The sequence below is a fragment of the Streptococcus infantis genome (assembly GCF_001579645.1).
Taxonomy (GTDB): Bacteria; Bacillota; Bacilli; order Lactobacillales; family Streptococcaceae; genus Streptococcus; species Streptococcus infantis_E.
In genome coordinates, this window is sequence record NZ_KQ970823.1 from 143,655 (window position 1) to 157,494 (window position 13,840).

Genomic DNA, 13,840 nt, shown 5'->3' on the forward strand with positions numbered 1-13,840 from the left:
AGGAGAAAAAATGTACGATTATCTTATCGTTGGTGCAGGTTTGTCTGGAGCAATTTTCGCACACGAAGCTACAAAACGTGGCAAAAAAGTAAAAGTGATTGACAAGCGTGATCACATTGGTGGAAACATCTATTGTGAAAATGTTGAAGGTATCAACGTTCACAAGTACGGTGCTCACATTTTCCATACTTCAAACAAAAAAGTTTGGGACTATGTCAACCAGTTTGCTGAGTTTAATAACTATATCAACTCACCAGTAGCCAACTACAAGGGCAGTCTATACAATCTTCCCTTTAATATGAATACATTCTACGCTATGTGGGGAACCAAGACTCCGCAAGAAGTTAAGGATAAGATTGCCGAGCAAACGGCTGACATGAAAGATGTTGAGCCTAAAAACCTTGAAGAACAAGCTATCAAGTTGATTGGTCCAGATATCTACGAAAAGTTGATCAAGGGATACACTGAAAAACAATGGGGCCGTTCTGCAACAGACCTTCCGCCATTTATCATCAAACGTCTTCCAGTTCGATTGACTTTTGATAATAACTACTTTAATGACCGTTACCAAGGAATTCCAATCGGTGGGTACAACGTCATCATTGAAAACATGCTAGGCGATGTAGAAGTAGAACTTGGTGTTGACTTCTTTGCTAATCGTGAAGAACTTGAAGCTTCAGCTGAAAAAGTTGTCTTTACAGGAATGATTGACCAGTACTTTGATTACAAACATGGTGAGTTGGAGTATCGCAGTCTTCGTTTTGAACATGAAGTCTTGGATGAGGAAAACCATCAAGGAAATGCAGTGGTCAACTACACAGAGCGTGAGATTCCTTTTACTCGTATCATTGAGCATAAGCACTTCGAGTATGGTACACAACCGAAGACGGTCATTACTCGCGAATACCCAGCCGATTGGAAACGTGGGGATGAACCATACTATCCGATTAATGACGACAAAAATAATGCTATATTTGCTAAGTACCAAGAAGAAGCAGCCAAAAATGACAAGGTCATCTTCTGTGGACGTCTAGCAGACTATAAATACTATGATATGCATGTGGTTATTGAACGTGCACTTAGTGTAGTAACGGATGAGTTTGGTTACTAAGACATGCATTTTTAACAATTTAATGATTGTTTAACAACAAATAAAGGTACCCTACTATGAAAGGGATTATTCTCGCGGGTGGTTCGGGGACGCGTTTATATCCGTTGACTCGAGCTGCATCAAAACAATTGATGCCGGTTTATGATAAACCGATGATTTACTATCCACTTTCAACATTGATGTGGCTGAAATGGACATCACCAATGCAGAGAAGGTTGAGAAAGTTTTTGCTCAAGTGAAACCGACTTTAGTTTACCACTGTGCAGCTTACACAGCTGTTGATGCGGCAGAGGATGAGGGGAAAGAATTGGACTTTGCCATCAATGTTACGGGGACAGAAAATGTCGCAAAAGCATCTGAAAAGCATGGTGCAACCCTAGTTTATATTTCTACGGACTATGTCTTTGATGGTAAGAAACCAGTTGGACAAGAGTGGGAAGTTGATGACCGCCCAGATCCACAGACAGAATATGGTCGGACTAAGCGTATGGGAGAGGAGCTTGTAGAGAAATACGTTTCAAACTTCTATATTATCCGTACAGCTTGGGTTTTTGGAAATTACGGCAAAAACTTCGTGTTTACCATGCAAAATCTTGCGAAAACACATAAGACCTTGACGGTTGTAAATGATCAACATGGTCGTCCAACCTGGACCCGTACCTTGGCTGAATTTATGACTTACCTAGCTGAAAACCGCAAGGATTTTGGTTATTATCATTTGTCAAACGATGCGACAGACGACACAACATGGTATGATTTTGCAGTTGAGATTTTGAAAGATACAGATGTCGAAGTTAAGCCAGTAGATTCAAGTCAATTTCCGGCAAAAGCTAAACGTCCGCTAAACTCAACAATGAGCCTTGCTAAAGCTAAAGCTACTGGCTTTGTCATTCCGACGTGGCAAGATGCCTTGAAAGAATTTTATAAACAAGACGTTAAAAAATAAGCTTACTTGAAGCAAAAATGTTTACTAAAAGAGAGAGAAAATAGATTCTCTTTCTTTTTTATTTACTCACTGATGAAATTATCGTAGAATTATAAAAATTCAAGAAAAAGCTTGTGTAAATGTTAGAAAATTTGAGCACGAATGTATTTTTTGTGTTATAATATTCTGTGAGTAGTTATGCCTTGGTGTAGCTATTAAAAATAGAAGTGTGAAACTTGGAAGATAGAGAGGACGCAGTGTAATGACTAGGAATGGTTTTTTTACAGGCTTAGATATCGGAACTAGCTCTATTAAAGTGTTGGTTGCAGAGCTTGTAAATGGTGAAGTAAATGTAATTGGCGTAAGCAATGCCAAAAGTAAAGGTGTCAAAGATGGGATTATCGTTGACATCGAAGCAGCAGCGACTGCTATTAAGTCTGCAATTTCTCAAGCAGAAGAAAAAGCAGGGATTTCAATTAAGTCTGTAAACGTTAGTTTGCCAGCTAATTTGTTGCAAGTTGAGCCAACTCAAGGCATGATTCCAGTGACATCAGACACCAAGGAAATTACGGATCAAGACGTTGAGAACGTAGTTAAATCAGCCTTGACTAAAAGTATGACTCCAGACCGTGAAGTCATCACCTTTATCCCAGAGGAATTTGTCGTAGATGGATTCCAAGGAATTCGTGATCCTCGTGGTATGATGGGCGTGCGTTTGGAAATGCGCGGTCTCTTGTATACTGGTCCACGTACTATCCTCCACAATCTTCGTAAAACTGTTGAGCGTGTTGGAGTTCAAATTGATAACGTGATTATTTCACCTCTTGCAATGGTTCATTCAGTCTTGAACGAAGGTGAACGCGAGTTTGGTGCGACTGTTATTGACATGGGCGGTGGCCAAACGACTGTTGCCACTATTCGCAACCAAGAACTTCAATACACAAATGTCAACCAAGAGGGTGGCGACTATGTCACAAAAGACATCTCTAAAGTTCTTAGGACTTCTAAGAAAATTGCAGAAGGTCTAAAACTGAACTACGGGGAAGCTTATCCACCGCTAGCTAGCAAGGAAACCTTCCAAGTTGAAGTGATCGGTGAGGTTGAACCCGTTGAAGTGACTGAGGAATACTTGGCTGAGATTATTTCAGCAAGACTTAAGCACATTTTTGAGCAAATTAAGCAAGACTTGGAAAGACGTCACCTACTAGACTTGCCAGGGGGTATTGTCTTAATTGGTGGAAATGCCCTTCTTCCAGGTGTTGTTGAATTAGCCCAAGAAGTATTTGGAGTACGTGTTAAGTTATTCGTGCCAAATCAAGTTGGTATTCGCAACCCTGCTTTTGCTCATGTCATCAGCTTGTCAGAATTCGCTGGCAGCCTTACTGAAGTGAATGTTTTGGCACAACGAGCAATTCGAGGCGACCAAAGTTTACGCAATCAACCGATTGATTTTAGAAATTCAGCTCAACCAGTTTCACCTGTTTCTCCACGATCAGTATTTAATACAGTGACACCTTCTGAGCCTGAAACAACTCAATCTGTTGAACCAGTAGCTCCTCTTCAATCAAAAGAAAAGAGCAAGGGTAAATTGACGGATCGTTTCCGTAGCTTGATTGGAAGTATGTTTGACGAATAAAATAGAGGAATATAAATATGACATTTTCATTTGATACAGCAGCTGCACAAGGTGCAGTAATTAAAGTAATCGGTGTCGGTGGTGGCGGTGGAAATGCCATCAACCGTATGGTTGACGAAGGCGTTTCTGGCGTTGAGTTTATCGCAGCCAACACAGATGTACAGGCTTTGAGCAGTACAAAAGCTGAGACAGTTATTCAGCTCGGTCCTAAATTGACTCGCGGACTTGGTGCAGGAGGTCAACCTGAAGTTGGTCGTAAAGCTGCAGAAGAAAGCGAAGAAGTATTGACAGAAGCAATCAGCGGTGCTGATATGGTCTTCATCACTGCTGGTATGGGTGGTGGTTCTGGTACAGGTGCTGCACCAGTTATCGCTCGTATTGCAAAAAGCCTCGGAGCTTTGACAGTAGGTGTTGTAACTCGTCCATTTGGTTTTGAAGGAAGCAAACGTGGACAATTTGCTATCGAAGGGATTAACGAACTTCGTGAGCATGTTGATACACTCTTGATTATCTCAAACAACAACTTGCTAGAAATTGTTGACAAGAAAACTCCACTTCTTGAAGCATTGAGTGAAGCAGACAACGTTCTTCGTCAAGGTGTACAAGGGATTACAGATTTGATTACAAATCCTGGTTTGATTAACTTGGACTTTGCAGACGTTAAGACTGTTATGGCCAATAAAGGTAATGCCCTTATGGGGATTGGTATCGGTAGCGGTGAAGAACGTGTTGTAGAAGCTGCTCGTAAAGCAATCTACTCACCACTTCTTGAAACAACTATCGATGGAGCAGAAGATGTGATTGTCAACGTAACTGGTGGCTTGGACTTGACTTTGATTGAGGCTGAAGAAGCATCAGAAATTGTGAACCAAGCAGCTGGTCATGGTGTTAACATCTGGCTTGGAACATCTATTGATGAGACAATGAAAGACGAAATCCGCGTGACAGTTGTTGCGACAGGAGTACGTCAGGACAAAGTTGAGAAAGTTGTAACTGCTCAACCACGCCAAGCAACACACCGTGAACCTGCTCGAACTAGCCATGCACAAACTTTTGATCGTAATTTTGATATGGCTGATACAGTAGAAATTCCAACTCCAAGTTATCGCCGTCAAGAAGCACCAAAGACATCAGCCTTTGGTGACTGGGACTTGAGACGCGATGCCATCGTTCGTCAAGGAGAACCAGTTGTTTCTCCAGTGGAACGTTTTGAAGTTCCAACAGCGACAGATGAAGACGAGTTGGAAACACCACCATTCTTTAAAAATCGTTAATGAAGATGAATTTAAAAGAAAATACGAACCTTGTTTTTCAACAGATATCGAATGCAGTTCAGGAAGCCGGTCGTGAAAACGATTCGGTTTCTGTGATTGCGGTGACCAAATATGTAGATGTTGAAACAGCCTCAGCTTTGGTTTCGCAAGGAGTGCAACACATTGGTGAGAACCGTGTTGATAAATTTCTTGACAAGTATCATGCTCTGAGTGATAAGAATCTTACCTGGCATTTGATTGGAACCTTACAGAGACGTAAAGTCAAGGAAGTGATTTCTTATGTGGATTATTTTCATGCTTTAGATTCCTTAAAGCTAGCTCAGGAAATTCAAAAACGAGCGGACCACAAGATTAAGTGCTTTTTGCAAGTAAATATTTCTAAGGAAGAAAGTAAGCACGGTTTTTCGAAAGAAGAATTGTTAGCTCTCTTACCAGAACTTTCAGAATTAGACCAGATTGAGTATGTAGGTCTGATGACCATGGCTCCATTTGAAGCAACTAGTCAAGAGTTACTAGACATATTTAAAGAAACGCAAGAATTGCAAAAAACCATTCAAGAAAAACATCTCCCTAATATGCCGATGACCGAACTAAGTATGGGTATGAGTCGAGACTTCAAAGAAGCGATTCAATGTGGTTCAACTTTCGTTCGAATCGGTACAGCATTTTTTAAATAGGAAATAACCATGTCACTAAAAGATAAATTTGATAAGTTTATAGATTATTTCACTGAAGATGGAGAAGAGGTGGCACCAAGCGTTGCTGAATTAAAGTCTGAACAAACCTTAACTTCAGTTTCGGCTCCAAAGGAAGAACTTCCACGAGCTCAACAATCACCACAATCTTCACAAGTGAATTCTAAAGAGAAAAATATTACGCGCCTTCATGCTCGTCAGCAAGAGTTGGCGATGCAGAGCCATCGTAGCACAGAAAAGGTAACTATTGATGTTCGTTATCCTCGTCGCTACGAAGATGCAACAGATATCGTTGATTTGTTGGCAGGTAACGAAAGTATTCTCATTGACTTCCAATATATGACTGAAGTACAAGCACGACGCTGTCTAGATTACTTAGATGGAGCTCGTCATGTGCTAGCTGGTGAATTGAGAAAAGTTGCAAATACTATGTATCTTTTGACACCAGTAGGAGTTGTGGTTAATATTGAAGACATTCGCTTGCCTGATGGTTCTCACGGTGAAGAGTTTGATTTTGATATGAAGAGAAATCGAGTGAAGTAATGATTTTTCTAATTCGTTTAATACAGAATGCTGCAACTATCTATTCATGGATACTTGTAGCTTTTGCTCTATTATCTTGGTTACCCAATGCCTATGATACAGCACTAGGTCGTTTGTTAACTAGCTTAGTCAAACCTATCCTTCAACCCTTGAGACGTTTGCCGCTAAGGGTTGGTGGTTTTGATTTTACAGTTTGGGTGGCTGTCATTTTAGTTCATTTAGTCGGTAACTATCTGATCCGTTTTCTTTTAATACTAGCATGAGAAAAGATATTTATCAGCATTTCTCAGTCGAGGATATTCCTTTCATTGATAAGGGATTGGAGTGGCTTAGGCAGGTTGAAGAGCACTACGCTCCCATCCTAACTCCCTTTATCAATCCCCATCAGGTCTTTATTTTAAAGACATTGGGTAATCATCATGGGATTCAAGTTTTTTCAAGCAATGATTTTGTGCCTAGTGAGTATAGTCGTGTGCTTCTTGCACCAGATTATTTCATACCGACTTTGGCGGATTTTGAAATGGAATTACTTGAGATTGTTTATTCTAGTAAGTTTGATCAATTGACTCATTCCAAGATTTTAGGAACCGTTCTGAATCGTCTGGGAATTGATCGCAAATTATTTGGTGATATTTTAGTTACGGAAAATAGAGCCCAAATCATTGTGGACCAAAAATTCACTTCTCTCTTTCAAGATGGAATTCATAAGATTGCTAGATTGCCTGTCAAACTAGAAGTCGTATCCTTTGAAGAATTGGTAGAAGCCGAGAGTGATTATCAGGAAAAGGAAGTTTTAGTTCCGAGTATGCGCTTGGATGCTTTCTTGTCAAATGTTCTGAAATTGTCTCGCTCTCAGACAGCTGATTTATTAGAAAGAAAATTTGTTCAGGTAAATTACCATCTGGTTGAAAAATCTGACTACCAAGTTAAATTAGGTGATTTAGTAAGTGTCAGACGTTTTGGACGGATTATCTTACTCAAAGAAAATGGTCAAACCAAAAAAGATAAGAAAAAAATAACAGTCCAATTACTACTAAGTAAGTGAGAAGAAAAATGTCGATTACACCACAAGAAATTATTGATAAAGCTTTCTCCATTAAATTCAGAGGCTATAATAAGGAAGAAGTTGACGAATTTTTGGATAAGATTTATTTTGACTATGAGGAACTAGTCCGTTACAAGGATGAAACTGAAGTCTATATCAAAAGATTAGAAGAACGTCTTTCGTCTTTTACTGATGATTTTCCTAAAAGAACAGTGACAAACGAGCAAGAACCAGAACCATTGAATGATTCTATTTTTTATTAAGTAAGTGAGGAAAAATATGCCAATTACATCGTTAGAAATCAAGGATAAAACCTTTAGTACCAAGTTTAGAGGTTTTAATCCTGAAGAAGTTGATGAATTTCTAGATATTGTTGTTCGTGATTATGAAACGCTTGTTCGTAGTAACCATGAAAAAGAGCAACACATTAAAAATTTAGAGGAACGTTTGTCTTATTTCGATGAGATTAAGGAGTCATTGAGCCAGTCTGTATTGATTGCTCAAGATACTGCAGAACGTGTCAAACAAGCTGCAAATGAACGCTCTCAAAATATCCTTAAACAGGCTGAACAAGATGCCCAGCGTCTGCTTGATGAAGCTAAATATAAGGCTAATGAAATCTTGCGTCAAGCTACGGATAATGCTAAGAAGGTTGCAGTAGAGACAGAAGAATTAAAGAATAAGAGCCGTGTCTTCCATCAACGTTTGAAATCTACGATTGAGAGTCAATTGGCCATTGTAGACTCTTCTGACTGGGAAGAAATTTTGCGTCCGACAGCAACTTACCTTCAAACAAGTGACGAAGCTTTTAAAGAAGTTGTCGGAGAAGTTTTGGGTGAAGATGTAACTGGATATCATGATGAAGAACCAATTGACATGACTCGTCAGTTTTCACCAGAGGAGGTAGCAGAGCTCCAAGCTCGCATTGAAGCAGCTAATCGAGAATTGGCTGAATCACAAAAAGAAACAGTTCCAGATACTGCTAGCTCAGTAGTAGAAGGAGTCGTTTCTTCAAACCAAGATTCTCAACCAGCACCCTTGACAGAATCTATTGATCTTTTATAAGAAAGAAAATCTGAGAACAAGATCTAACCAAACATATTTACAGCGAGTAGGCGATGGTGGAAGTCCTACAATCCCTGTTGATGAGATTATCCTCTCAAGTTATCAAGTCTGAAGTTAGTAGGATTTGACGTTCCCCACGTTACGGGAAAAGAGGGAGAAAGACTAGTTCTTTTTCCGAACAAAGGTGGTACCACGATTTTCGTCCTTTTTAGCGAGTCGTGGTTTTTATTTTGTCTATATAAAAAAGGAGATATCATGAAACTCAAAGAAACTTTAAATCTTGGGAAAACTGACTTCCCAATGCGTGCAGGCCTTCCAACTAAAGAGCCAGTTTGGCAAAAAGAATGGGAAGAAGCAAAATTGTACCAACGCCGTCAAGAATTAAATGAAGGAAAACCTCATTTCACTCTTCATGATGGCCCTCCATACGCTAACGGAAATATCCACGTTGGTCATGCTATGAACAAGATTTCAAAAGATATCATTGTTCGTTCTAAGTCTATGTCAGGATTCTACGCACCATACATCCCAGGTTGGGATACACACGGACTACCAATCGAGCAAGTTTTGGCAAAACAGGGTGTCAAACGCAAAGAGATGGATTTGGTTGAGTACTTAAAACTTTGCCGTGAATACGCTCTTTCTCAAGTAGATAAACAACGCGAAGACTTCAAACGTTTAGGTGTTTCTGGTGACTGGGAAAATCCATATGTAACTTTGACCCCTGACTATGAAGCAGCGCAAATTCGTGTCTTTGGCGAGATGGCTAACAAGGGCTATATCTACCGTGGTGCCAAGCCAGTTTACTGGTCATGGTCATCTGAGTCAGCGCTTGCTGAAGCAGAAATTGAATACCATGACTTGGTTTCAACATCACTTTACTATGCCAATAAGGTCAAGGATGGCAAAGGTGTTCTAGATACAGATACTTATATCGTTGTCTGGACAACTACTCCATTTACCATCACTGCTTCTCGTGGTTTGACTGTTGGTGCGGATATTGATTACGTTTTGGTTCAACCTGCTGGTGAAACTCTTAAGTTTGTGGTTGCTGCTGAATTGTTGAACAGCTTGTCTGAGAAATTTGGCTGGACTGATGTTCAAGTTTTGTCGACTTATCGTGGTCAAGAATTGAACCATATCGTGACAGAACACCCATGGGATACTGCAGTAGATGAACTCGTTATCCTTGGTGACCACGTTACAACTGACTCTGGTACAGGTATCGTCCATACAGCTCCTGGTTTTGGTGAGGACGACTACAATGTTGGTGTGGCTAATGGTCTTGAAGTTGCTGTGACAGTTAACGAACGCGGAATTATGATGGCTAATGCTGGCGCTGAGTTCGAAGGTCAATTCTATGACAAGGTGGTTCCAACTGTTATCGAGAAACTAGGCAACCTCCTTCTTGCTCAAGAAGAAATCTCTCACTCATACCCATTTGACTGGCGTACGAAAAAACCAATCATCTGGCGTGCAGTGCCACAATGGTTTGCCTCTGTATCCAAATTCCGTCAAGAAATCCTGGATGAAATTGAAAAAGTGAAATTCCATTCAGAATGGGGTAAAGTCCGTCTTTACAACATGATTCGTGACCGTGGTGACTGGGTTATCTCTCGTCAACGTGCTTGGGGTGTTCCGCTTCCGATCTTCTATGCTGAAGACGGCACACCAATCATGACAGCTGAAACCATTGAGCATGTAGCTCAACTCTTTGAAGAGCATGGATCCATCATCTGGTGGGAACGTGATGCTAAAGACCTCTTGCCAGAAGGATTTACACATCCAGGTTCACCAAATGGTGAATTCAAGAAAGAAACAGACATCATGGACGTTTGGTTTGACTCAGGTTCTTCGTGGAACGGGGTTGTGGTTAACCGACCAGAACTAAAATACCCAGCTGACCTCTACCTTGAAGGTTCTGACCAATACCGTGGTTGGTTCAACTCCTCACTCATCACATCTGTTGCCAACCATGGAGTAGCACCATACAAACAAATCTTGTCACAAGGTTTTGCCCTTGACGGTAAAGGTGAGAAGATGTCTAAATCTCTTGGAAATACCATTGCTCCAAGCGATGTTGAAAAACAATTCGGTGCGGAAATCTTGCGTCTCTGGGTAACAAGTGTTGACTCAAGCAACGACGTGCGTATCTCTATGGATATCTTGAGCCAAGTCTCTGAGACTTACCGTAAGATCCGTAATACCCTTCGTTTCTTGATTGCTAACACATCTGACTTTAACCCAGCTGAGGATGCAGTGGCTTACGAAGAATTACGTTCAGTTGACAAGTACATGACCATCCGCTTTAACCAGCTTGTTAAGACCATTCGTGATGCTTATGCCAACTTTGAATTCTTGACCATCTACAAGGCGCTTGTTAACTTTATCAACGTTGATTTGTCTGCCTTCTACCTTGATTTTGCCAAAGATGTTGTCTACATCGAAGGTGCCAAATCACTTGAACGCCGTCAAATGCAAACTGTCTTCTACGATATCCTTGTAAAAATCACCAAACTCTTGACACCAATCCTTCCTCACACTGCGGAAGAAATCTGGTCATATCTTGAGTTTGAAGCTGAAGACTTCGTTCAATTATCAGAATTGCCAGAAGCTCAAACCTTTGCGAACCAAGAGGAAATCTTGGACACATGGGCAGCCTTCATGGACTTCCGTGGACAAGCTCAAAAAGCCTTGGAAGAAGCGCGTAATGCTAAAGTAATCGGTAAATCCCTTGAAGCTCATTTGACAGTTTATCCAAACGAAGTCGTGAAAATTCTTCTTGGAGCTGTTGATAGCAATGTTGCTCAACTCTTGATCGTCTCAGAATTGACCATCGCAGAAGGGCCAGCTCCAGAAGGCGCAGTTAGCTTCGAAGATGTAGCCTTCACAGTTGAACGCGCTGCAGGTGAAGTGTGTGACCGTTGCCGTCGTATCGATCCAAGTACAGCAGAACGTAGCTATAACGCAACCATCTGCGACCACTGTGCAAGTATCGTTGAAGAAAACTTTGCGGACGCAGTTGCAGAAGGATTTGAAGTAAAATAAATTTATATACTGGAGGTTGGGACAAAAGATCCCGACCTCATTTTTTATTAGGAATCAAACTTTGACGCGGTAGCTGATTGAACTTTTTGTTCGTCTTTTGGACTCCAAAAAGCTTCTAATCATCCTCGCGGGGCTGGGACTACGAAATCGAGACTTTGGTCTATCGATTTCTGTCCCACCGCCTTTTTTATGGAGTGAATACTCTCTTATTTTAGAAAATAGAAACTAAAATGTTTTTAGATCCGACATAAATCTTTTTTTGTAAAAAATATGCAAACAATCACAAATAAAATAAAAATAAGTTTTTAAAAAACGCATAAAATAAAAATTGACAAAAAATCACTATTTTCAATGTTTTCCAGGAATAATCAATCTTATTTTCACATCAAAAATACTTGTATTTATAGGTTGAAAAGGATACCAAGCATATGTATTTATATAAAATAGACCTTTTTTAAAAAATAAAACAAATAATTTGAATATTGAAAGCGAATAAGTTATAATGGTTCTGTATGTGAAATACAATATTACAAAAATAAAAAAGTAGATACGTGATGTATTTTAACCGTAAAAATGCGGAACAAAAGAACTGGCGGATGATCAAAAAAGGAAAACATTTCTTGTTTGGTTGTTCGCTAGTATTTGCAGTTGGAGCAACTTTAGCTACTCCAACGGTTCACGCTGATAATGTAGAAGCTAAGGCAGAAGCTACAACTTCAGCAACACAAGCTGAACCTACTGCAGAGGCGCCTACCTATGCGGCACCAGCAGCAACTAGCCCAGTTGCGACTGAAACAGTGGAAGCAAATTCAGCAACAACTGTCGTTTCAGCTGACAAATCTCAACTAGAAGCTGTTTTGGCACAGGCAAAAGCTAAAAACTTGGATGCTCAAGAAGCTTCGGTTAAAGCTGAAGTAACAGCTGCAATTGCAGAAGCAGAAGCATTAGTTGCGAACGGTTCTGCAAGCCAAGAACAAGTCAACCAAAGTGTTGAACGCTTGAATCAAGCAGTGGCAAGCGTGAAGGAAGTTACTGAAGCAACAGTTGAAACAACAACTGAAGCAGCATCTGAAGAAACTACAGATTCTTCAGAAACTCCTAAAGTCAGAAACAAACGTGCGACTTCTGAAGGAACATCACGTTCAGTTGATGAAACAAGACTTGATCGTGTCACAGTAACGAAAGATAACTTTGATAGTTTCTTTAAAGAAGGTGGTACGGCAAATTATGATGAAACGTCTGGCACAATTAAATTAACAGATGACGTGTCAGGTCAAGTTGGTAGTGCTTACCTTCGTTTTAAAATTGATCCTAGGGAAGACTTTACCTTTACTGGTAAGGTAGATATTGGTGATAAATACGAAGGTCATACTGTAGGTGGTCGTCCAGGTGGTGATGGAGTCGGCTTTGTCTTCCATACAGGTAATGTAGATACTATTGGTCAATCCGGAGCGTCTATTGGTATGGGTACTATCAAAAATGCCTTTGGTTTCAAACTAGACTCATGGCACAACACTTCTAACCCAAATGCTAACCAAAATGCATCAGCCGATCCAAGATATGGTGGAAATGCATGGAGAAGTAATGCCTTCGGTTCATTCTACTCATCAAATAATGCTGGTAGGGTAACGACAAGTAGCTCAGCAGCAAAAGCTCTAAATCCAGCTCCAAGTGGCCAATGGGTAGACTTTAAAATTGAATATAAAGGTCAAACAAAAGAGTTTATTGTAACTTACGGTTCTGAAAAATGGTCAACTAATTTGAAGACTGCGAATGCTTCAATCATGGAACCAAGTGCTAAGACTGCTCTTAACACCTCAAATGCAACTTATGCATTGTCATTCTTAGGAAGTACGGGTTCGGGTACCAACTTACAACGTGTACAAATTGAAAAATTTGTGTTTACTGCACCACAAATTGTACAAGTAGCCTTCTATGATGAAGCTGGTAATGAACTCGCAGCAAGTAGTGCGATCCCTGGAAATAGAGATGAAGTTATTAACTTGAACTCTGTTGAAGCAGTTCAAAAAGCTATTAGCAAATTAGAAGCTAAAGGGTACACACTAAAAGAAGTTAATTCTGAAAAAGCAGAGACATACAATGCTGGTGCTAATACTGTAAGACTTAGAAGTGGTGGACAGTTACTGAAGTATGTATTTAAAGTAAAAGATACAACACCACCAGCAGCCCCAACTGTAAACCCAGTTAAAGCTGGTGATAAAGCAGTTACAGGTACAGCCGAAGCAGGTTCAACAGTTGAAGTAAAACTTCCAGATGGCACTAAAGCAACAGCCACAGCTGACAAAGATGGTAACTTCAGCGTTCCAGTTAGCGGCTTGGAAGAAGGTCAAACAGTCTCTGTCACAGCGAAAGACGCTTCAAACAATACATCAACTCCAACTACAGCAACAGTAGCGAAAGCAGATGATAAGACAGCTCCAGATGCACCAGTTGTGAACCCAGTTAAAGCTGGTGATAAAGCAGTTACAGGTACAGCC

11 protein-coding genes and 2 pseudogenes are annotated in these 13,840 nt (G+C 40.3%); all 13 read left to right on the top strand.

The window, feature by feature from the left end; genetic code table 11:
• Positions 1 to 10 precede the first annotated feature (10 nt).
• Positions 11 to 1,111, top strand: a complete 1,101-nt coding sequence (glf, locus tag SINDD18_RS08700) for a UDP-galactopyranose mutase (RefSeq protein WP_049510381.1) — start codon at positions 11 to 13, stop codon at positions 1,109 to 1,111.
• A 56-nt stretch (positions 1,112 to 1,167) separates the two neighbouring features.
• Positions 1,168 to 1,293, top strand: a pseudogene (locus SINDD18_RS10620) (sugar phosphate nucleotidyltransferase); the annotation flags it as partial.
• Positions 1,287 to 2,057, top strand: a pseudogene (gene rfbD / locus SINDD18_RS08705) (dTDP-4-dehydrorhamnose reductase); the annotation flags it as partial. The pseudogenes SINDD18_RS10620 and rfbD, both read left to right, overlap by 7 nt.
• A gap of 241 nt (positions 2,058 to 2,298) precedes the next feature.
• Positions 2,299 to 3,672, top strand: a complete 1,374-nt coding sequence (gene ftsA / locus SINDD18_RS08710) for a cell division protein FtsA (RefSeq protein ID WP_061863849.1) — start codon at positions 2,299 to 2,301, stop codon at positions 3,670 to 3,672.
• A gap of 17 nt (positions 3,673 to 3,689) precedes the next feature.
• A complete protein-coding gene (gene ftsZ / locus SINDD18_RS08715) occupies positions 3,690 to 4,946 on the top strand; it encodes a cell division protein FtsZ (RefSeq protein ID WP_061863850.1) in 1,257 nt (418 codons plus the stop codon).
• Between the two features lie 5 nt (positions 4,947 to 4,951).
• Positions 4,952 to 5,623 carry a YggS family pyridoxal phosphate-dependent enzyme gene (locus tag SINDD18_RS08720; protein ID WP_061863856.1) on the top strand — a complete coding sequence of 224 codons (672 nt, stop codon included), beginning with the start codon at positions 4,952 to 4,954 and terminating at the stop codon, positions 5,621 to 5,623.
• Between the two features lie 9 nt (positions 5,624 to 5,632).
• Positions 5,633 to 6,184, top strand: a complete 552-nt coding sequence (locus SINDD18_RS08725; RefSeq protein WP_049510385.1) for a cell division protein SepF — start codon at positions 5,633 to 5,635, stop codon at positions 6,182 to 6,184.
• Entirely contained in the window at positions 6,184 to 6,447 is a 264-nt protein-coding gene (locus SINDD18_RS08730) for a YggT family protein (protein WP_049503967.1), read from the top strand. The genes SINDD18_RS08725 and SINDD18_RS08730 overlap by 1 nt, the downstream gene beginning before the upstream one ends.
• On the top strand, positions 6,444 to 7,229 hold the full coding sequence (locus tag SINDD18_RS08735) for a YlmH family RNA-binding protein (protein ID WP_061863851.1): 786 nt from the start codon (positions 6,444 to 6,446) through the stop codon (positions 7,227 to 7,229). The genes SINDD18_RS08730 and SINDD18_RS08735 overlap by 4 nt, the downstream gene beginning before the upstream one ends.
• An 8-nt stretch (positions 7,230 to 7,237) precedes the next feature.
• Positions 7,238 to 7,492, top strand: coding sequence for a DivIVA domain-containing protein (locus SINDD18_RS08740; RefSeq protein ID WP_049528916.1), 255 nt, complete (start codon positions 7,238 to 7,240; stop codon positions 7,490 to 7,492).
• A gap of 16 nt (positions 7,493 to 7,508) precedes the next feature.
• Positions 7,509 to 8,294 (top strand): DivIVA domain-containing protein, encoded by a 786-nt coding sequence (locus SINDD18_RS08745; RefSeq protein ID WP_049503972.1) that lies wholly within the window; start codon positions 7,509 to 7,511, stop codon positions 8,292 to 8,294.
• A 255-nt stretch (positions 8,295 to 8,549) separates the two neighbouring features.
• Complete coding sequence (gene ileS / locus SINDD18_RS08750; protein WP_061863852.1) at positions 8,550 to 11,342, top strand: isoleucine--tRNA ligase; 2,793 nt, start codon at positions 8,550 to 8,552, stop codon at positions 11,340 to 11,342.
• Positions 11,343 to 11,896: 554 nt separating this feature from the next.
• A partial coding sequence (locus tag SINDD18_RS08755) for a lectin-like domain-containing protein (protein ID WP_153014451.1) occupies positions 11,897 to 13,840 on the top strand: 1,944 nt, incomplete at its 3' end.